Source organism: Glycomyces halotolerans, assembly GCF_054779575.1.
The window spans coordinates 19,703-42,351 of record NZ_BAAGXZ010000026.1; the positions used below are offsets into that span (position 1 = coordinate 19,703).

The window sequence follows — 22,649 nt, forward strand, 5'->3', positions numbered from 1 at the left end:
AACGCCGGCTACTCGCCGCCGTCCTCGGCCTCGGGCGAGGTCTCGTCCTCACCGGAATCGAACGGCGGCTGCGACTCACCGCTCGGATCCAGCTGCTTGCGGGCCTCCTCCGGATTCAGCGGCACGCCGTCCTGAATGAGCGCCAGAATCGACTCCGGCACGCCCACCGGGTCCACACTGCCGTAACCGAGCAGGCCCTGCGTCGTCCCCGCTTCCGTGTCCGCGTCGACCAGCCCGTACTTGTAGCCCAAGCTGTCGACCAGGTAGACGATGCTGCCGATGTTCCGGCCCGGCAGCTGCTGCGCCGTCACCAGCGCCGCGTTCCCCGCGGGCAGCACCACCTGCGCCACCGGGCTCCCCGGAGCCTGGATCCGGCCGGCGCTGTCCAAGCTGATCGACTCGGCCGCGTCGGTGAGCAGCTTCGGAGCCGACTCGTAGTAGCCGATCGTCAGATCGCCCTGGTCGCCCGGGTCGTACACGCCGCACACCGCCGGACGCGGACCGGTCAGCGTCCGCGGGTCCTCAACGCGCCGCTGCGGGAACTGGTCCGGCTCGTAGTCGGCCTGACCGCCGTACTGCGTCAACGTCGCCGAGTCGATCTCGGTCGGCTGGTCCTGCAGCAGCCGCTGCATCACCTCGCCGATCTTCGCGAACTCCGGCTCGCCGGCGTCGTTCTTCACCAGGATGTAGTAGGCCGAACCCTCCACGACCGTCTTCCCGTACAGCAGCTCACTGCCGTCGACGACGACCCCCGAGGGCTCGTCGAAGTACTCCAGCTCCTCCGCTCGCAGGTCCGGTCCCGGAGTGATGGCCTCGATGACCTCCTTCTTCACCGTCATCACGTCGTCCTGGTCGAGCTGCAGCTTGTCGAAGAAGTCCTCATCGGTGATCTTGAACCGCCGGTCGTTCGTGAGCAGGTACGGGACCCCGTCGACCGGGTCGGCCGCGAACAGCCACTCGTCGTCCAGCGGCACCGGATCGGCCAAGTCGGCGTCCTCGGCGACCATCACCTGCGCCAGCCGCAGGCTCGAGGAGTCCTCCGGCGGCGAAGAGCACACGTGCCACAACTCGTCCTGCAGCAGACTCTCCGGATCCGGCGGCGACGGCGGCGCGCCCTCGATCCCGACGGTGTAGCCCTTCGGGAAGCCCACCAGCGACGTCGGCTTCAAATCCTGGCGCGGCACCTCCTGGTCCCCATAGGGCTGGAGCAGCAGCAGCGCCGAAGTGTAATTGCTGACCGGCCACAGCTTCGCCGGGTCCTCCTCGGTCGGATCCCCGCCCGACTGCGTCCGGTACACGAAGATCGCGCCGGTGCCCTTCTCGGTGATGATGTGGTTGAGCATCGGCCGGTCGTTGCCCTTGCCGATCAAGGCGGCGATCGCGAAACCGCCGAAGATCAGCACCATGATCATCACCGACGCGAACACCGAGACGCCGATGCGCCGCAGCGGACGCTCGACCGAGTCGGGATTGGCGAGCACCAGTGCCTGGTTCATCCGCGCGGTGATGAAACGGTGGGCGTCCACCTGCTCCCGGCGGGAACGCATCTGCGGCATCGAAGTACGCCTCTCTCGGAATCGGGGGAGTCAGGGGTGTCTAGCCGCGCAACGTCAGCGCGAACGAGTACAGGTTGCAGATCCAGCCGCCCAGCGGCAGGATCGACACGATCAACAGCGCCTCGCAGATGTCGAGCAGCCGCCCCCAGGTCGGAGCGATCTTCTTGCCCGCCACCGCCAGGCCGTAGACCATCGCGATCACCGTCAGCAGCGTCAGCGCGCCCAGGATCGCCACCAGGCGGACCACCGTCCCGCCGTCCAGGAAGATCGCCCACAGCACCGCCGCCAGACCGCCCATCCCGCAGGCGAGCATCACGATGCGGGCCGGACGGTCCTCGATCGAACGCGAACGGCTCAGCAGGATCAGCGGAATCACCGTCGCCAGGATCAGCCCCGGAACCGTGCCCGAGAACGCCAGCGCGATCGTCGAGAGCAGCCCCACGATGGCGACGAAGGCGTACAGGGCCTCCAGGTAGTTGCCGGCGTGCTCGGAGAGCTTGAGGATCCGCTTGCCGTCGACCGCTTCGGCGTCGCCCTCTTTGAGCTCCTCGGTGGTCGAGGGCAGCTGCGGGGTCGGGACCATGGCCATGGCCAGCGACAGGCGCGGGGCCGAGGGCAGCAGTGCCAGGGCCAAGGGCGCGGCGAGGGCGGCGCCGGTGGCGGCGGTGCTCTCGTAGTTGGGGCTGTCGATGAGCATCATGAACGCGACGGCGATGGCCAGGACGATGGCGCCGAGGATCGTGGTGATGAAGACCGGGGCCGAGGCCATGTCGCCGACGGCGACCATGCCGAGGACGCTGAACAGGAGGATCGCGCTGGCGGCGATCATGACGTGGGGTCCGGCGAGGTCGGCGATGGTCTTGTCGCCGGCGGCGATGAGGAGGCCGCCGACGCCGGCGTAGAGGACGGCGGTGACGCCGAAGTAGGTGGCCGCGCGTGAGTCCCCGACGGCGCGGCTGAGGAGGGCGGAGGCGCCGACGAGTGCGGCGGCGACGCTGAGGGCGACGATGGCGCCGGCCAGGTGCGGTGGGCCGGTGAAGAGGACGGCCAGTGCGCCGGCGGCGAGGGCGGTGGTGCCGACGCCGAGGGCGAAGCGTTTGGTGGCGGTGTGGTCCCAGCGGTTGCCGCGTTGGTCGGTGGCGGTGGCGACGGCGTCGATGATGTCGTCGAAGACGACTTCGGGCTTGGCGGCGTCGGCGGGGTTGAGGTAGAGCATCTCGCCGTCGGTGATCGACAGCTGGGAACAGGAGTGGCCGGTGTCGAGGGGTTCTTCGCCGAGCCGGGACAGGATCCAGCCGCCGTTGTCGCCGGCTTCGTCGATGTAGTACTCGCCCGCCTGGTGCAGGATGGTCGGCAGCAGGTCCGACAGTGGTACGTCTGAGGGCAGTGCGAGGTCGATCCTGGTGCGAGGACTGACGATCGTCACCCTGCTGAGGGTGGCCGACTTGGTGCTCACCGCACGATACCTCCGGGTCGGTCGAGAGTCGGGGGACTGTCACAGGATAAATCCCTCACGCAACCATCGATGGGGCGCACTGGTGGCGATGCGGTCCTACCCTGTCAGTGCGATACTCGACAGAGCGCACTTATATCTTTTATACGGCAAGGCGCATCCCCCGGTGAGTACAAGGACCCAGTGTGACGACCAAACTCTTCCGCAGGCCGCCGCGTAAGCGCGGGCCGCAGGCGCCGCGCGGCGACATCTTGCTCGAGTCGCCGCCGGACATGCCCGATCCTCAGCCGAAGTCGATCGGCCAGTACTTGATGGTGCTGCCGATGCTGGCGGGTGCGGCCGCGATGGCGCTGATGATGATGCGTCGTGGCGGTGCCGGCGGTGGCGGCGGGGTGGATCCGCTGATGATGGCCGTCGGTGCGATGTTCGGTATTTCGATGATCGGCATGATGGCGACGAACATCTCGTCGAACCGGGGGCAGAAGAAGGCGGAGTTCAACGCCGACCGGCGCGATTACATGCGGTATTTGAACCAGGTGCGGCGTCGTGCCCGCAAGGGCGCTGAGCGGCAGTGGCGGGCGGCGCGTTGGCGTCATCCGGATCCGCAGGCGCTGTGGTCGCTGGTGGGTTCGCGGCGGATGTGGGAGCGGCGTCCGAAGGACGATGACGCGCTGGATGTGCGGGTGGGCGTCGGCAAGCAGCGGATGACGATGAAGTTGGTGCCGCCGGAGACGAAGCCGGTGGAGGATTTGGAGCCGATGACGTCGATGGCGTTGCGTCGGTTCGTGGCCGCGCATTCGAATGTCATCAATATTCCGCGGTCGATGAAGTACACCGAGGCGGGCCGGCTGGTGTTGCGGGGCGATCGGCCGCTGGTGATGGACAATCTGCGGGCGCAGTTGTGTCAGTTGGCGGTGCTGCATTCGCCTGACGACGTGTTGATCGCGGTGGTGGCGGACAACGAGCGGATGCCGGAGTGGCATTGGATGAAGTGGCTGCCGCATCTGCAGCATCCGTCTGATGAGGATGGTGCGGGGCCGGTGCGGATGTTCTACAACTCGACCGGTCAGCTCGAGGCGGCGTTGCGCGATCAGTTGAACGGGCGTGCGGCGTGGTCGCCGGGTTCGGTCTCGGGTGAGGGCGAGAGCCACCTGGTGATCATTCTGGACGGCGGTGAGGTCGATCCGACCGGGATAGTGGCGGCCGACGGCATGGCCGGGGTGACGGTGTTCGACTTCTCGGGGTATCTGCCGCGCAAGCCCGGTCCGCACATCAAGCTGGTCGACGTGTCCGAGGAGGAGATCCGGACCGATCAGGCCGGGCGCCGTCGGGTGCTGGGCCGGCCGGACCGTCTGTCGCACAATCAGGCCGAGGGGATCGCTCGTTCGCTGTCGCCGTGGCGGTTGACGCTCAAGGGCGCCGGCGGGGGGACCGAGTCGGGCGACGAGGACGCCTCGCCGATGGCGAATCCGTCGAGCCTGCCGGAGATGCTGGGCTTCAATGACGCCGCGGCGCTGGATCCGGCGGTGCATTGGCGGGAGAAGCCGATCAAGGACTACCTGCGGGTGCCGATAGGGCCGGGTCCGGACGGGTCGATCGTGGACATCGACTTCAAGGAGGCCGCGGTCGGCGGCATGGGTCCGCACGGGCTGTTGATCGGTGCGACCGGTTCGGGTAAGTCGGAGGTGCTGCGCACCATCGTCGGGTCGCTGATCGCGACGCATTCGTCCGAGGAGTTGAACTTCATCCTCGTGGACTTCAAGGGCGGTGCGACGTTCGCTTCGCTCGATGAGCTGCCGCACGTGTCGGCGGTCATCACGAACCTGGCCGACGAGATCGAGCTGGTCGACCGCATGCAGGACGCCCTGGAGGGTGAGCTGGTGCGGCGGCAGGAGGAGCTGCGGCGGGCCGGGAACTTCACCAACCGGTGGGAGTACGAGAAGGCCCGCGCGGCCGGTCAGCCGCTCGACCCGATGCCGACGTTGATGATCATCGCCGACGAGTTCTCCGAGATGCTCGTGGCCAAGCCGGAGTTCATCAACCTGTTCCTGCAGATCGGCCGTATCGGCCGTTCGATCGGGGTGCACATGCTGTTGGCCTCGCAGCGGCTCGAGGAGGGCAAGCTGAAGGGCCTGGACACCTTCCTGTCCTATCGGGTGGCGCTGCGGACGTTCTCGGCGCAGGAGTCGAGGACCGTGATCGGCACCGGCGCGGCCTATGAGCTGCCGCAGCAGCCGGGGCACGGCTACCTGCAGGTCGGCACCGAGGACCTGGTGCGGTTCCGCGCCGCCTATGTCGGCGGGGCGTACAAGCCGCCGAAGCGGGTGGCCTCGCGGGCCGAGCGGATCGCCGCGGTGCAGCACAAGGTGCAGCGGTTCCTGCCCGGGCACGTGGAGCTGCCGCCGGAGCCGGAGCAGGAGGAGGAAGAGCCCGAGGAGGTCCTTCCGCAGACCGCGGCCGACGAGGAGAACGAGAAGCTCTCCGAGCTGGAGGTCATGGTCAACAACTGCCTGGGCATGGGCCGCCCGGCCCACCAGGTGTGGCTGCCGCCGCTGCACGAGCCGCCGACGCTCGACCAGCTGCTGCCGCCGCTGGAGGTCGACCCGGTGCGGGGCCTGACTCCGGCCGGGTTCGGGCTCAACGGGAAGCTCCACGCCGTGCTCGGCGAGGAGGACCGCCCGTTCGAGCAGAAGCGCAGCCCGTTCATCGTGGACCTGTCCGGAGCCCAGGGCACCGTCGCGATCGCCGGCGGGGCCGTGTCCGGCAAGTCGACGATGCTGCGGACCATGATCGGTTCGATGGCGTTGACGCACACGCCGCGCGAGGTGCAGTTCTACTGCCTCGACTTCGGTGGCGGCACGCTGCGCGGCATCGAGGACCTCCCGCACGTGGCCGGCGTGTTCGGCCGGCAGGAAGAGGAGGGCGTGCGCCGGACCATCCAGGAGGTCTCGACGATCCTGGACGAGCGCGAGGCGTTCTTCACCGCCAACAAGATCGACGGCATGGGCTCCTACCGGCGCATGAAGGCCGAGGGCCGGTTCGCCGACGACCCGTACGGCGACATCTTCCTGGTCATCGACAACTGGATGACCATGCGCGAGGACTTCGAGCCGTTCGTCGACAAGATCCGCGCGATCGGCAACCGCGGCCTGGCCTACGGGGTCCACGTGATCGTCACCTGCACCCGCTGGGGCGACATCCGCATGAACATGCGCGACATGTTCGGCCTCAAGCTCGAGCTGAAGCTCTCGGACAACATGGAGTCCGAGATCGACCGCAAGGCGCAGGTCAACGTCCCGAAGAACCGGCCCGGCCGGGGCCTGTCGCTGCAGAAGCTGCACTTCCTCTCAGGAGTGCCGCGCATCGACGGGATCCGCGACGGCGACGACCTGTCGCCGGGCGTGGAGGACTTCGTCAAGAAGGTCAAGCAGGCCTGGAGGGCCGCCCCGTGCCCGCCGGTGCGGCTGCTGCCGCGCGAGCTGCACGTGGCCGAGTTCCTGCAGGCGGTCGACCGGTCCAAGCCGGGCATCCCGATCGGTCTCAACGAGGCCGGCCTCAAGCCCGTCTACCTGGACTTCCAGGCCGAGTCGCATCTGCTGGTCCTCGGCGACTCCGAATGCGGCAAGACGAACCTGCTGCGGCACATCGCCAGGCAGATCCAGGAGACGTACACGCCGCAGGAGGCCAAGGTCATCATGGCCGACTACCGGCGCGGGATGCTCGAGGAGATCTCGAAGCCGACGCTGCTGGACTACACGATGAGCGCCAAGCAGTTCGAGGCCGCCTGCAAGAACCTCAAGGGCCCGATCGAGCGGCGCCTGCCCGGCGACGACGTGTCCGCGGCGCAGCTGCGGGACCGGTCGTGGTGGACCGGCCCGGACCTGTACCTGATCGTCGACGACTACGAGATGGTCGCGCAGCGGAACAACCCGATGAACGTGCTCGCCGAGCTCATCCCGCAGGGACGCGACATCGGCTTCCACGTCATCATCGCCCGCCGCGCCACCGGCGCCGGCCGGTCCATGATGGATCCGGTGATGGGTCAGATCAAGCAGCTCGAGAACCCCGGCCTGCTCATGAGCGGCCGCAAGGAGGAGGGCGCGATCTTCGGTAAGCTCCGCCCCAGCCCGCAGCCGCCGGGCCGCGGCACCCTCGTGCGCCGCAAAGACGGCGAACAGCTCATCCAGACCACGCTGCTGCCGCCCAACGGCACGGCCTGACATGCGAGCGGGCCGCCGACCGACCCACGGCCGGCGGCCCCGACGAGATTGAAGTGCCCGAATGACCAGCCCGCCGATGCGCGTGCAGGCCCTGCGCCTGCTGCTGCTCGCCCAGACCGCGATCGTGGTCTGGCTGTGGACGTGGGCCTGGCGGGCCGTGCAGGCGCACGCCTGGGTCGGCGGCGGCGTCGAGACCGACCTCCTCGAACGGGGACTGTCGTACCTCATGGTGCTCGCACCGGCCGTCCCGGTGAACCTGCTGGCCGCCTGGTGGCTCGGCGCCGGCGGCCGCAGAGCCCGGCTCTACCTCGCCGCGGCCGGAGCCCTCACCGCCGTCCAGCAGATCCTCCTGCTCATCCCCGTCGACCCCGGCCGGTCCATGGCCGCAGGAGCGGTCTTCGCCCTGACCGTCGGCCCCGTCGCGTTCGCCGGCCTGGCCATCGCCGTGACCGGCGAGGCCAAGGCCTGGCTCGGCGGGGAACGCGAACCCCGACGCGGCCGCGTCATCGGCCTGGAGACGGCCGTGTGGACCATGGCGGCGATCCTCGCCGTAGGCGTCGCCGCCGACGTCCACCGCTGGGTGGGCGCCGCCTCCCAGACCGGCCCGCCGGTGGGCGAGTTCGACGAATCCGACCTGTGGCCGCGCATGGAAGAGGCGGTCACCAACGCCGCGGTCAGCCAAGCGGAATTCCCCGGCTTCGAAAGCCGCCTGGTCGAGGTCACCGCGTGCGGCTACCGGACCGAAAGCGGACTGCGGACCTACCGGTACCGCATCACCTACGAGATGGCCCCGTTCCCGACAGGCGCGTCCGAACAGGCCTATACGACCGCCGTCAGGGACCGGTGGAGCAGCGACGACTACGAGATCCTCTACGAAGGCGTCACCTACGAAGGCGACCCCACCATCACCGCGCACCGCCAAGACGACCTGACACTCCTGCTGGCCCTGCGCGAGCGGCCGATCCTCGAAATCCAGAGCGGCTGCCTCGAGCGGGTCGCCGAAGCCGTGCCCTGCATCGACCCGCAAGGCGACGTGCCCGCCTCCCGCGACAGGATCGAAGGCCTGCCCTGCGACGCCGAGCGATAGCCGCCGATCCGCCCCAGGCCTTCCGTGTACGGCATCGAAGTGAAAGCATGGAGTCATGAGCAGGCGACGGGAGCGGCGGCGGCGAGAGCGGATCCGCGAGCGAACGGCCGCGCGGTGCCGCAGTGCCGACATCGAGGAACTCCTCACCGTCGTCCGGCCGCACCTGGCCGCCATCGGCGACGACCTCGCCGGCGTCACCGACCCGTTCGAAGCCGAACTCGCCGGCGGCGCCGTCTTCGGCGTCCTCGCCGGGTTCGAAGAACTCGACTCCGACCAGGCCATGCTGCGCCTGGTCGAAGAGGTCGCCCTCCAAGGCGACACGAGCGCCCGCGCGCTCCTGGTCTTCATGAGCCTGGGCCCCGATCCCGACCTGGCCGACCTCGCCCGCGGAGCCGACTCCCTCCTCGACGCCGCCGGCGTCACCGACCCCGTCTGGGCCGGCGACCTCTTCCAACCAGTCGAACCGGTCAAATTCACCAGGATCACCGTGCCGGGCGAACCCAAAGAGGCCTGGCTCCTGGCCGTGTTCAGACGCGCCGACGAAGACCACGGCTTCCTCGTCGGCGTCGACTACGGCGACTGCGGCGCCATCACCCAACTCGACCCCATACCCCCCGACCAGGTGTCGACATTCCTCCAAAAAGTCGACACCGGCCGCCTCCTCGACGAGATCCCCACCGAATACGAAGACCTCAGCGACGACGAAGCCCGCTACTTCCTCGACGGAGCGATCACCACCACCCTCGACCACTGGTCCGACGAAACCGAAGAGCCCCCCGAAGGCGACCTGGAAGCCGACCTCCTCCCGACCCGCCTGATCCTCCTGACCCGGCGGCTCACCGAAACCGGCCTCACCGGCCAGCCCCCGCCCCACGGCGCCCACGTCCCCGAGCGCTACCGCTGAAGAGGTCAGCCGGCCTCGATCATCGACACCGAAGCCAGCACGGCGTCGACCTCGGCGCGCAGCGCGGCGTCATCCGGGTGGACGAAACCCATGACGAACACCGAACGGCCGTCATCGGTCAGGATGTGGATGGCGCGCCCGTACATCGGTTCGTCGTCGGCCTTGTCGACCAGCCAGGCGAAATCGTGGGCCTCGAGGCCGTCGATGCGCGCCGACTCGGAGTGGAGGACCTCGCGCTCTTCGGCCAGCGGATAGAAGTACTCCGAGTTCTCCTCGGCGATCACCGACGTCGAATACGACATCTCCTCATCGGTCATCGCCTCGCCGTGGAACGTGGCGACCCACGCCGAGCCGTCCGCGATGCCGACGTACGAGGTGAACGCGTCGATCAGCGCGGCCGAGTCCGTGGGCTCCCACCCGTCGGGCCGGACGAACGAGACGCCCGCGTCGTGGTCTTCGAACCGCGCCTCACCGGCCGCTTCCGTCGCTTCCCCCGGAGCGGTGCCGGCACGATCATGCGTCGACCACCACCACGTCCCGGCGGCCGCGACCACCAGCAAGAGCACGAGCGCGCCGACGATGGCGAGCACCTTCACCCCGGACGACTGCTTCGGCGGCACGGGAGGCGGCGGGTAGGAGTGCCCGTCGTGCGAAGCGGGATCCGCATCGCCCGCAGGCTCGAGGCTCATTCCCGGTCGAGAGCGCCCCGCAAGGTGAGGCGCCTGCCAGCGCGAGCCGGGTCCGCGGGAGTCCGGAGGGTAGTTCGACACGGGAAGTCCCTTCGCTAGAGGAAAGTGGAGGCAAGGCTGCGGGGCGTTATGGCCGCCGGTCGGGTGGCGCCGCCTGCGTGTCAGCCATCGGGCGGGCTCGCTGTTCGAGAGCGGTCGGTGACGTTGGAGGTGCGCTGAGCCTCGGGGATGCCGTCGGGGAAGTACTCGTCGACGGCGTCGCCGTCTCCGCCGGGCTCGACGCCTCCGGCCGGGGGGATGTACTCGATCTCGCCCGGACCGCTCTTGGGGACGCAACCGGACTGGACCTTCAGCGTCACGATGCCGGCCACGCTGTACCAGAGGTCGATGTCGTCGTCTCGTTCTGCCTGGAGCTCACGGTCGACGCGGCCGTTGTCGAGCTCGGTGCGATCGTCCCAGATGATCTTGTAGCCGAGTTTGGTCCAGTGTTCCCGGAGGAGATCCGTGTAGGTTTCTCGCACCATGGGTTCGCTCGAGGTCTCTTCGCTGAAGGCGTAGGTGATCTCGATGCTGGTGTAGTCGGGGTCGTCGACGCCGTTGTGGCTGCAGGGCAGCTCATGCCATCTCCGGAAGGTGAATCCAGGGAAGTCGGGCAGCGAGGCTATGGTGTCGCCGACCGCCCGCTCCATCGGGGCATAGGCCTCTGCCTGGGTGTAATCGGACTCAGGTGGTCTCGACATGTTGCATCCTGTTGCCAGCGCTAGGGCCATAGCGGTTCCGCAGGTCGCGGCGGTTCGCGGCCAGGAGCGGTGGTGGCATCTCGAAGGGTGTGTTTTCATGTGACGCCGTTTGTCTGGCCGGTGATGATGTACGCCATGTTCTTTCGGCCGACATTGTTCTCCTTGTCCCAGTAGGCGCTGTGGTTCTCTCTTGCGCCGTCTCTGGTGGCCTCGCTGTGGAAGGTGTTGCCGCCGAAGCTGTCGGAGACGGGGTCGGTGCCGTGCACCATCTGGTCGTCCGGGGTCAGCAGATGTGCCGCTGCGGCCGCAGCGGCAGCGCCGGGCGGATTGAGCGGTCCGCCTACCGCCGCGGCGGCGATGGTGGCGTTGACGTTCTCGTCGCGGGCCAGGTCGATGATGTCCTCGTCGTTGCGGCCGGCCCAGACACGGTCGGGATCGATGCCGAGTTCGGCGGCCTCGTCGACGCCGACGCCGGGGGAGCCGACGAAGATCATGTTGTCCGCCGCCAGGCCGGCGTCGCGAGCGGCGATGCCGACGGTGGTCGAGCCGTAGGAATGGCCCGTCATCGTCAGGTTCGAAGGCTCGTCTTCGGCCGTCGCTCGGAGGCCGTCGGTGAACGCGCTCAGGCCGGAGGCCGCGTTCTCGGCGTATTCGGTGTCCATGGCGTCGGGTACGACGTCGTCGGGTGCGTCGTATCCGAGCCACATGATGGAGGCGGTGTCGGAGCCCGGGGCGTACCTGTATGCGTCGGACGCCATGGTCTCGGCTCGGCCGAGGTCGCCGTCGAGCTTCGAGAGTTCGGATCCCGTTCCGGGGACGTAGACGTTGACATTGTCGGCGGTATCGGGGTTCCCGACTGCGACGACCGCTCGGCCGTCGGCCTTTGAGCTGTAGGAGAGCAGGTAGTGGTCGAGGCTCGGGCCGTCTTCGGTCTTGAACGGCGTGCTGATCTCGTTCTGGAGGTTCGCCAGGCTGTCGCGCTTGCCTTCGAGCTCGGCGAGACGCTCCTGCAGTGCTCGGTAGGCCGAAGCGGTGGTCTCGTCGCGGCCGTGGCCGACGGTGTCGGTGCCGTCGGCCTCCATTTGCGCGAGCTGCTGTTCGAGCCTTTCGATGTCGATATCGAGGCCGGTGATCTCGGTCTGCAGGAGGTCGCGGTTGGCGGTGTCGCGGGCTTCGGCGGGGATGCCGTCGGTGGTGCCGACCAGGTTGGGGCGGTCCTCGATGAGCCGGGCGCGTTCTTCGTCGCTGAGACCGTCCCACCAGGAGTTGATGGCCGCGGGTGTCGCCGGCGGGTCGGTTCCTAGCAGTTTGCTCAGGAATTCGGCCTCGCGGGCGGCGCTCTCCTTCGCGTAGTCGCCGAGGAGGTCGTCGTAGGTGGCGGCGAGCAGCGGCGGAAGCGCGGCGGGGTCCTCGTCGAGCGAACTGAGAGTCTCGGCCGCGCGGTCATCGGCCACGTGCGCGCGGGACATGATGGCCCGCAATACCTCCGCGAGCTCGGCTGCTTCGGCTTCGGCGGCTTCGAGGAGGCGCCGCTTGGCGCGGTTCTCGCCGAAAACGGTGGCGAAGTCGGACTCGGTCACGCCGGCCCGCTTCATCAGCGCTGAGGACACCGTCAGGTCGGCGATGTCGGCATGGAGTTCCTCCGTGGGCGTCAGGTCGTGGTCGTGAGCCGGGCCGGTGACCTTGTACTTGCCGGCCTCGATCGACTCCAGCAGCTCCTCGAGCTCGGCCTGAGCGGCCGTCAGTTCCGCGTGGGCGTCTTCGAGCGTGGCTTTGATCTTGACGGCGGCGTACTCATGGAGGTCGTCCTCGAAACTCTCCGTGAGCAGCCCGACGTGGTTCCGGACCTCGTCGGCCGTCGCCGAATCGTAGTGGTCGACGCCGAGGTACTTCTTGGACACGTCTTCGGTCAGGACCTCCGACTGTTCGACCATCGCCGTGATGTACGAGCCCCACGTCACCGCGAGCGACTCCAAGACACCGAAGTCGGTGTCGCGCAGGTCCTTCCAACGCATGCTGCTCATCACGAACCCCGCCTACCAGTCGGGACGAGCCGAAGCGTTCGCCGCCTCGCGGCCGGGATAGCGGTCCAGGTTCGCGTACTGCGCGAAGTCGCCGGCGTTGAACTCGTCGATCTCGACGGCCTTCTCGGCGCAGACGGCGAGATACTCGCCGAGATTGCCGACCCGGTCGGCGAATCCTCGGACGCGATAGTCGCGCCACCATGCAGAAGCGGCGGAGAGCGCCGGTCCGATCGCGGCCTTTCCACTCGTCAGCGGTCCTGCGGCGGTGTCGCAGGCCTCGGCGAGCGTGGTGCCGGCTCGGTCGACTTCGGCTTCGACCGCGAACAGTGCCTCCACCGCCTGGTGGACCTGCTCTGGCTCCATCACGAAAACATCAGCGCCGGACATGCGCGCACTCCTCATTCGTCGGGGCCCCGGTGGTGCCGTGCCATTGGGGCGGAGGAGGAGCAGTGGTGACTGGTGGAGTGATCACTTGCTTCCTAACAGTGTCGTGTTCGCACTGCGACTCAAAGTAGCAGGTCTGGTTTGGCCAGTGGAAGCCTGCTTGGCCGACTATGTCGTCTGTGGCGTGATCAGGATGAATTGCGGGCGAAGCCCGGGGACGTCCTCAGCACTGGCTGCCGGCGCTGCACGTCAGTCGAGGTGACGAGGCGGGGAAGGCACGGATTGGCCGATTCCGGCCACGATCATCCGCAGCCCGTCTTCGAATGCCGCGGGCCCGCCGGGGTCGCCGCCGTCTCTGATGGATGCGGCCAAGGCCGGTGTGGCGTGGAGGAGCTGTTCTTGCTGCTCGGCGGTCATGTCTTCAGGCGGCGTCTCGCCGGTGTCCTCGTGCCGCTGCCGGTCGGCCTGCTCCTCCAGGACGAATCCGGTGACGTAGGAGTTGATCGTCGTCAGCGCACGCAGGGCCTGGACGGCGGTGAACCCCTTCGTGCGCAACGCCGCGATCGCGGCGTCCAGATGGGACAGCACCGCTTCGCCCCCGCGACTGCCGGCGATCAGCCGGGCGCCGTCGCGTCGCGACAGCAGTATCCGGCGTCGCGCTCGGGCCTGGCGGGTCATCCAGGCGTCCCATGCTTCGTGCTCGCCTGGAAGCTCGCGATCCTGTTCCGATTCGAGAAGCTGGGCCATCTCGTCGAGCAGTTCGTGCTTGCTCTTGAAGTGCCAGTAGAGCGCCGGCGACTTCACGTCCAGGCGCGCAGCGAGCTTGCGAACGGTGAGCCCGTCCAGACCGGTCTCATCCAGCAGATCCAGCCCTGCGGCGGCGATAGTGCGCCGATTCATTTGCCGCCCGCCTTCCCCGAGTTGACGGCTCGTTTCCGCTCGGATACGTTAGCACCACTAAGTCCTTAGCACTGCTAAGGACGCAGATTCTACGGAACAGGAAGCAAGCCATTGCTGTATGGCATTGACGCCCCGTTGGCGCTGCTCACGCTCGCGCTGTGGCTGGCCGCGGGAATCCAGTCCGGCCGACTCGCCGCCCCGACCTCGCCGCAGCGCCGTCGGCGCCGAGTCCGCAACCTGCTGGGGACCTTCGCGGCGGCCATGGCGACGGCCGCGGGATACGGCCTCGCCGTGCTCACCGACCAAAGCTGGTTCATGACTCCGGACCTCGTGTGGCTGCACCTGGCGTTCACGGCCGTCCCGGCCGCGGCCGTCGGTGCCGTGAGCCTGCCCCGGATCGTCGCTCTCCGCCGGTCGGCCGAAAAGACCCGTAGCCCGCTCCTCGTCGTGCCCCCGCAGGCGGCGGCCCTGGCGGCCGGAGTGAACCTGTACTTCCTCTTCGTCCCGCAACCGGACTTGAACGCCTCGGACGTCGCCGTCCCGACCGCGCTCCTGATCATGTGGACCGTCGTCTCGATCTACCGCCACTCTCGGAGGCAGGCCGAACCCGATACCACCGTTCGTATACGCACTAGGGGGACCCGGCTCGCGGTGAGCGCGGGCATGACGATCGCGTTCTTCGTCGCTTGGGCGACGACTGCCGCAGCGATCGGCTCGGGCCCCGATCGGGCCGCAACCGAGGCGACGCATCCGGTGACCACCGGCTCAGTGGCCACCGAGGGCGACGACCTGTACTTCGAGGTCCGCGGCCAAGGGCCGCCGCTGTTGATGATCTCCGGCGGAGGCGGCGACGCGGGGTTCTACTCCTACGTTGCCGACATCCTCGCCGACGACTACCAGGTCATCACCTACGACCGGCGCGGGAACTCACGGAGCACCCGCAACTTCCCGGACAGCTTCGACATCGCCCAGCAGGCGCGCGACGCCGAGGCCGTGATCCGGGCGGCCGGTCACGACTCGGCGCACGTCTTCGGCAACAGCGGCGGAGCGATCATCGCCCTCGAACTCGCGGCCGACCACCCGGACGTCCTGCGCACGGTCGTGGCCCACGAGCCGCCGACTCTGCATGTGCTGCCCGACGGTGACAAGTGGCTCGGGATGTTCGCCAGCGTCTACCGCACGTCCTTCGCGCTGGGACCACAGGCGGCGAACCTCCAGTTCTCGATGTCGCTCAAGGCCGTGCCGCTCAGCGCCTACGAGCACACGCCCGCCGGCTTCACCGAACGCACCGGCAGCAACGACTCGCACTTCATCAAGAACGAGATGCTGCCGTTCGTCAACTACCGCCCCGACACCACCAAGATCGAGTCCAACGGGGTGGATCTGATCATGGCCGCCGGACGCCTCACCCTCGACACCGGCGACTACTACGGCCGCACTGCCCCAATCCTGGCTGCCGAACTCGGACAAGAGACCGCCGTCTTCCCGGGCCACCACATCACCTACTTCGACCAGCCACATGCCTGGTCGTCGGCGCTGCGCGACATCCTCGAAGGCAAGTGACCGAAGCAGACCGATTCGCCCGCCCGCTCATCGCCTCCAGTTCTGGATGAGTCGCGCCAACCGGCCGGGTCCCCGGACACACCTCGGCGACGTCGTGGGCCAGGTAGTCCTCGACGGGGGCCGTCCAGCCGCTGTGGGGAATCCGTTGAACTATCTCGAGCTGATCCGCCTAGTCGATCTTCGATAGCTTCGTGCACGCTTGAAAGGCCGAGCTCTGGAATGAGGTGCTCCCATTGCAGAACTTGGCGGAGCGACCGGGTTGTGTAGCGCTGAGGGAAGCCGGTCACGGCGCTCGCTCGAACGTCGCCTCGATGTTCGCGTGGAGGTCCTCGAGGTATGGATCCGTGGCCAGGAAGTCGGCGACATGGGTGGCGGTGATCGTACAGTCTGCCGAGGAAGTGGCGTCACAATCGGCGCGTTGATGTACGTCCGGGTCGAAGCGCACCAGAAGCTCGACTGTGTAGAAGTCTCCCAGCATCACCGCCGCCACCACCACCCTCTGCTCGGACGGAACGGTCGGCGTCTCCTGGGCGGTGATCTGAAGGGCGTTCCAAGACGACTCCTCATCGAGAACGTACTGCTTGTCGACCTCCGCATCACTGAAGATATAGGGGTAGCGGATGCTCAGACCGTAGTACCTGTCGAACGCCTCGACATTCGAGTCGAAGATCGCAATTGTCAAATAGGTTTCTGGATCGAATCCTGTCTCGAGATCCAAATCTGCGGTACAGACATGTTCGTTGTAGTCATCATTTGGATTCACAGACACGACCCGATCGCTCAACTCCACGGAACGGACGTTGTCGAACCGCTCGATAATCGGGGTCGGGTCAGTGATCTGGCAGGTATCGTCCCAGGTTGACATCTGCTCGGCTTCTGAAGAGAAGTCAATCGGCCCCGGGCGGACCGGTGCCGTTGACTCGACTTCGGTCGGTTCCGTGCGATCGGGCTTCGGGCTCTCATCTGCCCTTGAACACCCTACGGCGATAATGGACATTACGGTGATCAGGACTGTACACGTTGCCCTTGCCGTGGACATATGCCATTCCTCATTCATAATAGTCACAGCCTGGCACAGTCTCGACCTTTCCATACTTACGGAAATGATCTCTGCTCAGACTATCGAGCCCCCCTGCGCATTCCTCTCGCATGACCTCCGCATCCTGGAGCGCCTTCTCGAATCCACTCACCATAAGTTCCGCCGCCACGCGGATCTCTTCGCTGTTGGCGATGCGTTCATATTCCGGGTTAATCGTCAAATCTGCACCTGCGGCCGCCGCCGCGCCGACGAGAAGGCCGGTGATCGCGACGCCCGTGCCACCGTAGACCAGGCTCACGGCGCCGACCGTAAGGCCGGCCACGGTGAGCACATCGACTCCGTCGCCGTCGAAGACCTTCTTAATGGACAACTGCTTGATCCGTTCCTTGCCCCGGTTGAGCGACTCGGCGATCGCGAGGTGTCAGGCCCACCTGGATGCCAAGATCCGAATCGGCGGCCCTGCGCAGGTTCAAGGCGATCGCCGAGTGTCGGTCGAGAGCCGGACCGATCGCGTTCGCGTACTGCTCCTTGAACCGGTCCGCGTCTTCGCCTTCCCAGTCGGCGGCCATCGCCTCGACCTTTGCGATCGCTCCCGCGAGCTCGTCGACGGCGGCATCCAGCGCGACGTAAAGGTCGGCATGCTGTTCGGCGGTGTGGCGCAAGCGGTTCAGGTCTGCCGAACCGAGGGCTTCAGCGCATGCGTCCCGCAGGTCGCTCATCAAGTTGACGGTCTGCGTCTCGCCGTCTGCGAGGATGCCGTCCACAACCAGCTCGGGATCAGGCCCGCGACGCTTCCAGCTGTAGAACTCGAAGTAGTTCAAGCCCTCGGCTGTAGGAAGTACGAGCTCCAACTGATCGTGCCACTTCGCGATGCGCACGTGGTCGAACCCTCCATCGGCATTCGGCAATTCCCGGTACTCGCCGGTTGAGTCCTTCGCGCGCTCCCACTCGTCGGCCGACATGTCGATGAAGTCCCCGTAGTCCGGGTACCGCTCCTTGGCGGCCTCCCTGAGCATCGCGTGGCGGACCGCAGGTTCGAACGTGTCGATGAAGGCTTCGATTTCAGTGCGAGTGGGGACCCTATGGATGTCATAAGGCCCACGTATGTCGTCGATGGCCTCGATGAGGTCGTTCCAGAATCCCACGGGAGTCAGTCCTCCTCGTTCTTCTGCTCGCCGTCGAGCTCGGCGTCATAGGCGCTCGGCGCCGCCTCCAGCGACTCCGTATCGTCGCCCGGGCCCATCGGTTCATAGCCTTGCTCGGACCAGTCCGACGACACGTCCTGTCCGAGGTTCTCGAGTTCTCGGGTCACTTCGTCGTCGCTGACCTCGTCATCGTCGGCGATCGCGACCAGCTTCGGCCCCAGTCCGGCGTAGTTCTCCTGGGTCTCCGCGATCGCGTTGCGCAAGAGCAGGTGATAGTTGGTGAAGATTCTGGACATGGCCTCGGAGACGCCACCGGTGTCGAGCTCGGCTCCGGCTTGGACCACGAGCGATTCGAAACGCTCGTATGCGGTGGCCAGGGTGGGGATAGTCCACTTGCCTACATCTCGTATGGCGTCAGGGTCGTACTGGGGGCTCACAGAGGGATGCCTCTCCGGGCGGGGGTGTTCTGCTGGTGGGGGATGACCGGAACGCGGCGCTGCGACTTGGTCATGACGCAGCGTATCGTAATTGCGCAACTGGTGCAGTACGTGAACGCCTGGCAGGCAGGCATATCGGACGCACGTGCTCTGGCCTAGCTACGGCGCGCAGTGGCTCTTCCAGCCCGTAGGCAGCCGATCGGGACATTTTGTTCCGGCCGGGTCTGGTCAGAACTCGGGGCTAACTTGATTTTTAAGCTTGTGTGCTGGTGAGGCGACCCCGAGTGGACACGAGTGAAGCCCTTGCTTGATGATTCTTGTTGCTACACAAAGAGTCTCAAATAGCAAGGGCTTCGGTTGTCTATTCTTCCTGATGATGGTCCCGCCGATGGCGTGGGGTCGCTGGCGGCGTTCCGCGTCGGCTTCTACGGGTGCCTGACCGCTCGGGCCGACGCGCTGTTCGAACTGGGCGACGCCCTACTGTGCTCGGGCGGCCCGGTGGTCTCGCTGCCGGTGTTGTCGCTGGCCGGAGTGTTCCGACGCGGCCATGGCGGACTTTATGACGCCCTCAACTGCGGAGGCGTTGACGCTGATCGACTGCGGTGCCTGCTGGCGGAGCGGCCGATCAAGCGGGTGCGCGGGCGGATCGTGCTCGCGGTCGATGTCACCGCGTGGCTGCGCCCGGACGCGAACTGCTCGCCAGGGCGCTTGTACTGCCATGTGACCGGACACGGCCGCGGACAAGACCAGATGGTGCCCGGGTGGGCCTACTCGTTCATCGCCGCCGTCGAACCAGGCTCGACCTCATGGACGCAAATCCTCGACGCCCAGCGGCTCGACCCTGACGATGACGCCGCTGAGATCACGGCCGTCCAAGTGCGCGAATGCGTGAAGCGACTTGCCTCGGCCGGGCAGCACCGCCCAGGCGATGCGCCGATCGCGATCGTAGTCGACGCCGGCTACGACGTCCCGCGCCTGGCTCATCAACTGCGCAACCTGCCGGTGGTCGTGATCGGCAGGTTGCGTGCGGACCGGGTGCTCTACCGGGCCGCACCGCCCTATGCCGGCATCGGCCGGCCCCAGCGGCACGGATCGGCGTTCCGCCTGACCGACCCGTCCACCTGGGAAACACCCGAGGCCCAGACCGTCACTGACACCGACCGCTACGGGAAGTTCGAAGCGCAAGCGTGGGAGGGCCTGCATCCCTGGCTGAAACAGCGATCGGCCTGGATCGAGCACGACGACACGCTGCCGATCATCGAGGGGGCCGTGATCCGCATCGAGTCCGAACGCCTGCCCCACACCGGCACACCCGAGCCGGTCTGGCTCTGGACGAACGCCCGCAGCATCGACGACGAACTCCTCGACAGCCTCTGGTCGGCCTGGCTGCGCCGCTTCGACGTCGAGCACACCTTCCGGTTTCTCAAGCAGACCCTGGGCTGGACCGTGCCCCAGGTCCGCGATCCAGAAGCCGCCGACCGCTGGACCTGGCTGATGATCGCCGCCTTCACCCAGCTGGCCGCCGCGAGGTCACTCGCCGCCGACTTGCGCCTGCCCTGGGAAGCCCCGGCGAAACCGGGTCGGCTCACCCCCGCCCGCGTCCGCCGGGCTTTCCCGGACCTCCACGCGCACCTGACCCGCCTGACCAGCGTCCCGAAAGCCGGCAAGCCCGGACCCGGACGCCCTCCGGGCCGACCCAACAGCCACAAGGCACCGATCCGCGACCCCGGCAAGAAAGCCAAACGCGACAAGACCCTCGCACAACGTCGAAACCGCTTGAACCGCAAGCAAAGCTTAAAAATCAAGTTAGCGATCGGAGGTCTTGGCCTTTGAACTGGTGGAGATAGGCAATCGACTGCACTACCATCCACCGGATCGTGCCCAGGCCGATGATCTTCTTGCCGCCCCGCTGCGGGATGTTCCGGTTCGAGCGACTTGGAGCGCAGGCAGTCTCGGAAGGAAGCCGAGTCGTAGCCGCTGCCCGCAAGAACCGCTTCGATGGGCACTGAGAGACTGAAGGCGTGCGCTGATGTGGGGCTCGCCGGGATGGGGCTGGTCCGGTATCTTGTGGGACAGAGCGGACAGCTCCGCGGCTATGAACGTACGGAAGGGGCCATACGCATGGCAACACCTCTCTACCAGGTACTTCGAATAGGCGGTCCCTGCTGTTGTGAACGCCTCAGCCGTGTGAGGCGAAGCAGCCGAACGAAACTCGGCCGCTTCCGCGCCGCGCTGGTCACGAGCCTCAGTTCGCTGGCGCTGGTCGGCGCCGTAGTCGCCGCCCCCAGTGTCGCTCTGGCTCAGGATGATGAACTGACATCGGCCAACGCCTGGGCAATCGACCAAGTGCAGGCTCGAGGCGCGTGGGAGACCACCAAGGGTGAAGGCGCAACCGTCGCGGTGGTCGACTCGGGTATCGGTGAGCACCCTTTCTTTGAGGACAAAGATGTCCTGCGCGGGCATTCGACGCTGAACTCAGACGAAGAAGATGCTTGGCATGACAGGCAGGGGCACGGGACTCACGTCGCAGCTGGAGTTCTGTACGTAGCTCCCGAGGCGACTGTCCTTCCGGTTCGCAGCAGTAATGGCATGGACATTGGCGAATTCGGCGGCGGAGATACCGTTCAGGATCATGACGCAATTCGTTGGGCTGCGGACAATGGCGCCGATATCATCGTGACGGCGTGGGGCGTACATGATGTCGAGCCAGATGCCGAAATACTTGAGGCGGTTCAGTACGCGATCGATAAGGACGTGGTGGTAGTGGCCGCTGCGGGCAACGAAGCTGGTGCCAACGTCGCGTATCCCGCATCGATCCCGGGAGTTGTGGCTGTAACTGGAACCAATCGAGAAGGCGGATTTCTCGCGACCAGCACTAAAGGTCCAGAGGTAGTAGTGGCCGCGCCAGCAGACCAAATGCTGCACCCAGTCCCCGACAATGGCAACGGGTTGGATGCGAACCCTGACTTGTATGAGGAGAACGGTGGGGGTACGTCGCTCGGGTCCGGGATCACTGGAGGGGTGGCAGCTCTTATCGCATCGGCTCATCCGGATCTTGACGCCAGCAACATCATTCAGCGACTCATCATGACTGCCGGTGACGGCAACGGCACACGATCAGGTGCGGTCGGGTACGGCTTGGTCAACGCCGACGCGGCCGTCCATGCGGAAGGGATAGAAAGCGTCGAAGAGAATCCGCTTGGCTACCCGATGGGAGAGGCCGGTGCCAGCGGTGCTGGCACTGATGATGAAGCCTCCTCCGAAGGTGGGGACACGGACGGGGCTGTCGACGAACCCGAGGTAACTGAAGCAGGGGGTACAGCTGCTGGAGAGTCGGATTCGGGGCTATCCACGATTATTGTCGTCACTGCCGCAATAGTCTTGGTCGGGGCGGCCATCGCAGTTTGGCTGGTACTTCGGGGCCGGGGACGCAGACTTGCGACTCCTGGCGGCTCCGGACCAGCGAGTCCGTTCGTGCCAGAGCCAGGACCTTCCCAGAACGGTTTCCAGCAAGCACCGGTGGCACAGCAGCAGTTCACCTCGCTGAACCCTGAGGCCTACAGCCCACCTCCCACGGGAGGACGGCAGAGCTATGGTTCGCCTCCGAGTGGGCACGAGCCGAGCCCGCCTTCGGGGCCGAGTGATCCGAATTCGCGAGGCTAGCCTTGTGCAACGGGGCCCGAGCAGGATGACCGTCTGCAGCAGCGGCTAGGTCTCAGTCAGCGAGTCATGCCCTGATTCCCGGGAACGGCTGGCTCTGCGGTGTCTCATGGTGTCGCAGCGTTCGCGGAGCGTTGGGACGCCGTCGCCTTCGAGTTCGTCACAGTGAACGGCCCATCCTCGGCGACCAGTCTTAGATCGACCACGCGTTTCTTCGCAACGATGACGAAGTCGGTGCTTCGGTAGTATTCGGCCAGTTCGGTGAGCATTTCGATGGGGTAGGCGTGCCCGAGCCCCAGAGGGCGGCGGATGTCCTCACCATGGACGATCGTCTCGCCGAGCATGGCCCTGGGTGGAATTGCCTTGGTCGTGCTCGCCGAGACCGGCCGAGCGTTCCCGAACCCGAATGCCCGAGTTGCTCGGACAGCCGCATCGTCACCTGTTTATCGAAATCAAACCGGCATTTGATCACGCCGGCCATCCACCGTGCCCAGCCAAGACTCGCGCCGGCAGTAAGATGCGCCAGCACCTCGCGAACTGACAACCCGGCGCACAGGGACGGCGTCGACCACTCCTTGTCGCTGAGTCTGGCCAGGTCAGACTCCAGCGCTGCCCCCCTCGTCATGGATCATTCGCCACAGCGGCGCACGGCGATTCGGCCGCGGTCTGGTGGTACTGCGATAGGGCATGGGCTGTGGCCTCCAGTCTCGTTCGTTGAAAGTTATGACTGGACAGGAACCACAGATTCATCGGTACGAAGAGAGGGTCACCAGAACTGGCCGTTATGCTCCCTTCAGCGAAAAACACGCGGGGCCGGGCGGCTTAGCCGCCCGGCCCCGCGTGTTTTT

General features: G+C 66.6%; 18 protein-coding genes and 1 pseudogene. 6 read left to right on the top strand and 13 right to left on the bottom strand.

Annotated features, from left to right (window positions below; all coding sequences use genetic code 11):
- Nucleotides 1-8: 8 nt before the first annotated feature.
- Both eccB and eccD read right to left on the bottom strand, forming a co-directional pair.
- Complete coding sequence (gene eccB, locus ACYVL2_RS17690; protein ID WP_460545759.1) at nucleotides 9-1,556, bottom strand: type VII secretion protein EccB; 1,548 nt, start codon at nucleotides 1,554-1,556, stop codon at nucleotides 9-11.
- A gap of 40 nt (nucleotides 1,557-1,596) precedes the next feature.
- Nucleotides 1,597-3,012 carry a ubiquitin family protein gene (gene eccD / locus ACYVL2_RS17695; protein ID WP_460545762.1) on the bottom strand — a complete coding sequence of 472 codons (1,416 nt, stop codon included), beginning with the start codon at nucleotides 3,010-3,012 and terminating at the stop codon, nucleotides 1,597-1,599.
- A gap of 182 nt (nucleotides 3,013-3,194) precedes the next feature.
- Here eccD and eccCa point away from each other — a divergent pair, with 182 nt between their 5' ends.
- The 3 genes from eccCa (at nucleotide 3,195) to ACYVL2_RS17710 (ending at nucleotide 9,220) form a co-directional block, all read left to right on the top strand.
- Nucleotides 3,195-7,229, top strand: coding sequence for a type VII secretion protein EccC (eccCa, locus tag ACYVL2_RS17700; RefSeq protein WP_460545765.1), 4,035 nt, complete (start codon nucleotides 3,195-3,197; stop codon nucleotides 7,227-7,229).
- A gap of 61 nt (nucleotides 7,230-7,290) precedes the next feature.
- Complete coding sequence (locus ACYVL2_RS17705) at nucleotides 7,291-8,316, top strand: hypothetical protein (RefSeq protein WP_460545768.1); 1,026 nt, start codon at nucleotides 7,291-7,293, stop codon at nucleotides 8,314-8,316.
- Between the two features lie 55 nt (nucleotides 8,317-8,371).
- Complete coding sequence (locus ACYVL2_RS17710; RefSeq protein WP_460545770.1) at nucleotides 8,372-9,220, top strand: hypothetical protein; 849 nt, start codon at nucleotides 8,372-8,374, stop codon at nucleotides 9,218-9,220.
- A 5-nt stretch (nucleotides 9,221-9,225) separates the two neighbouring features.
- Here the strand turns inward: ACYVL2_RS17710 and ACYVL2_RS17715 are convergent, their stop codons facing one another.
- From ACYVL2_RS17715 to ACYVL2_RS17735, 5 genes are all read right to left on the bottom strand, one after another.
- Nucleotides 9,226-9,909 carry a hypothetical protein gene (locus tag ACYVL2_RS17715; RefSeq protein ID WP_460545773.1) on the bottom strand — a complete coding sequence of 228 codons (684 nt, stop codon included), beginning with the start codon at nucleotides 9,907-9,909 and terminating at the stop codon, nucleotides 9,226-9,228.
- A 161-nt stretch (nucleotides 9,910-10,070) separates the two neighbouring features.
- Entirely contained in the window at nucleotides 10,071-10,649 is a 579-nt protein-coding gene (locus ACYVL2_RS17720) for a hypothetical protein (protein ID WP_460545776.1), read from the bottom strand.
- A 95-nt stretch (nucleotides 10,650-10,744) separates the two neighbouring features.
- Nucleotides 10,745-12,673 carry an alpha/beta hydrolase gene (locus ACYVL2_RS17725; protein ID WP_460545779.1) on the bottom strand — a complete coding sequence of 643 codons (1,929 nt, stop codon included), beginning with the start codon at nucleotides 12,671-12,673 and terminating at the stop codon, nucleotides 10,745-10,747.
- Nucleotides 12,674-12,685: 12 nt separating this feature from the next.
- Complete coding sequence (locus ACYVL2_RS17730) at nucleotides 12,686-13,060, bottom strand: hypothetical protein (protein ID WP_460545782.1); 375 nt, start codon at nucleotides 13,058-13,060, stop codon at nucleotides 12,686-12,688.
- 246 nt (nucleotides 13,061-13,306) lie between these two features.
- Nucleotides 13,307-13,957 carry a TetR family transcriptional regulator gene (locus ACYVL2_RS17735; RefSeq protein WP_460545785.1) on the bottom strand — a complete coding sequence of 217 codons (651 nt, stop codon included), beginning with the start codon at nucleotides 13,955-13,957 and terminating at the stop codon, nucleotides 13,307-13,309.
- 111 nt (nucleotides 13,958-14,068) lie between these two features.
- On the opposite strand from ACYVL2_RS17735, the gene ACYVL2_RS17740 reads away from it, so the two are divergent.
- Nucleotides 14,069-15,520 carry an alpha/beta fold hydrolase gene (locus ACYVL2_RS17740; protein ID WP_460545788.1) on the top strand — a complete coding sequence of 484 codons (1,452 nt, stop codon included), beginning with the start codon at nucleotides 14,069-14,071 and terminating at the stop codon, nucleotides 15,518-15,520.
- A gap of 283 nt (nucleotides 15,521-15,803) precedes the next feature.
- Here the strand turns inward: ACYVL2_RS17740 and ACYVL2_RS17745 are convergent, their stop codons facing one another.
- The 4 genes from ACYVL2_RS17745 to ACYVL2_RS17760 are packed head-to-tail and all read right to left on the bottom strand — an operon-like array spanning nucleotide 15,804 to nucleotide 18,141.
- The gene (locus ACYVL2_RS17745; protein ID WP_460545790.1) at nucleotides 15,804-16,559 is read right to left on the bottom strand and encodes a hypothetical protein; all 756 of its coding nucleotides are present in this window, start codon (nucleotides 16,557-16,559) and stop codon (nucleotides 15,804-15,806) included.
- Between the two features lie 10 nt (nucleotides 16,560-16,569).
- A complete protein-coding gene (locus tag ACYVL2_RS17750) occupies nucleotides 16,570-16,929 on the bottom strand; it encodes a hypothetical protein (RefSeq protein WP_460545793.1) in 360 nt (119 codons plus the stop codon).
- Nucleotides 16,919-17,704, bottom strand: coding sequence for a hypothetical protein (locus ACYVL2_RS17755; RefSeq protein WP_460545796.1), 786 nt, complete (start codon nucleotides 17,702-17,704; stop codon nucleotides 16,919-16,921). The genes ACYVL2_RS17750 and ACYVL2_RS17755 overlap by 11 nt, the downstream gene beginning before the upstream one ends.
- 5 nt (nucleotides 17,705-17,709) lie before the next feature.
- Nucleotides 17,710-18,141, bottom strand: coding sequence for a hypothetical protein (locus tag ACYVL2_RS17760; protein ID WP_460545799.1), 432 nt, complete (start codon nucleotides 18,139-18,141; stop codon nucleotides 17,710-17,712).
- A 357-nt stretch (nucleotides 18,142-18,498) separates the two neighbouring features.
- On the opposite strand from ACYVL2_RS17760, the gene ACYVL2_RS17765 reads away from it, so the two are divergent.
- Both ACYVL2_RS17765 and ACYVL2_RS17770 read left to right on the top strand, forming a co-directional pair.
- Complete coding sequence (locus ACYVL2_RS17765; protein WP_460545802.1) at nucleotides 18,499-19,974, top strand: NF041680 family putative transposase; 1,476 nt, start codon at nucleotides 18,499-18,501, stop codon at nucleotides 19,972-19,974.
- A 288-nt stretch (nucleotides 19,975-20,262) separates the two neighbouring features.
- The gene (locus ACYVL2_RS17770; RefSeq protein WP_460545804.1) at nucleotides 20,263-21,804 is read left to right on the top strand and encodes a S8 family serine peptidase; all 1,542 of its coding nucleotides are present in this window, start codon (nucleotides 20,263-20,265) and stop codon (nucleotides 21,802-21,804) included.
- A gap of 104 nt (nucleotides 21,805-21,908) precedes the next feature.
- On the opposite strand, the gene ACYVL2_RS17775 is transcribed toward ACYVL2_RS17770, so the two are convergent.
- Together ACYVL2_RS17775 and ACYVL2_RS17780 are read right to left on the bottom strand one after the other, a co-directional pair.
- Nucleotides 21,909-22,145: a maleylpyruvate isomerase mycothiol-dependent enzyme family protein gene (locus ACYVL2_RS17775; RefSeq protein WP_460545821.1), complete on the bottom strand. Its 237-nt coding sequence runs from the start codon at nucleotides 22,143-22,145 to the stop codon at nucleotides 21,909-21,911.
- A gap of 167 nt (nucleotides 22,146-22,312) precedes the next feature.
- Nucleotides 22,313-22,426, bottom strand: a pseudogene (locus tag ACYVL2_RS17780) (maleylpyruvate isomerase N-terminal domain-containing protein); the annotation flags it as partial.
- Nucleotides 22,427-22,649: the final 223 nt, after the last annotated feature.

Coding starts and splice junctions, on each gene's coding strand:
- ACYVL2_RS17730 (WP_460545782.1), bottom strand. CDS start 13,060: ATGTCCGGCGCTGATGTTTTCGTGATGGAGCCAGAGCAGGTCCACCAG.
- ACYVL2_RS17735 (WP_460545785.1), bottom strand. CDS start 13,957: ATGAATCGGCGCACTATCGCCGCCGCAGGGCTGGATCTGCTGGATGAG.
- ACYVL2_RS17745 (WP_460545790.1), bottom strand. CDS start 16,559: ATGTCCACGGCAAGGGCAACGTGTACAGTCCTGATCACCGTAATGTCC.
- eccB (WP_460545759.1), bottom strand. CDS start 1,556: ATGCCGCAGATGCGTTCCCGCCGGGAGCAGGTGGACGCCCACCGTTTC.
- ACYVL2_RS17725 (WP_460545779.1), bottom strand. CDS start 12,673: ATGAGCAGCATGCGTTGGAAGGACCTGCGCGACACCGACTTCGGTGTC.
- ACYVL2_RS17720 (WP_460545776.1), bottom strand. CDS start 10,649: ATGTCGAGACCACCTGAGTCCGATTACACCCAGGCAGAGGCCTATGCC.
- ACYVL2_RS17770 (WP_460545804.1), top strand. CDS start 20,263: ATGGCAACACCTCTCTACCAGGTACTTCGAATAGGCGGTCCCTGCTGT.
- ACYVL2_RS17715 (WP_460545773.1), bottom strand. CDS start 9,909: ATGAGCCTCGAGCCTGCGGGCGATGCGGATCCCGCTTCGCACGACGGG.
- ACYVL2_RS17705 (WP_460545768.1), top strand. CDS start 7,291: ATGACCAGCCCGCCGATGCGCGTGCAGGCCCTGCGCCTGCTGCTGCTC.
- ACYVL2_RS17775 (WP_460545821.1), bottom strand. CDS start 22,145: ATGCTCGGCGAGACGATCGTCCATGGTGAGGACATCCGCCGCCCTCTG.
- ACYVL2_RS17710 (WP_460545770.1), top strand. CDS start 8,372: ATGAGCAGGCGACGGGAGCGGCGGCGGCGAGAGCGGATCCGCGAGCGA.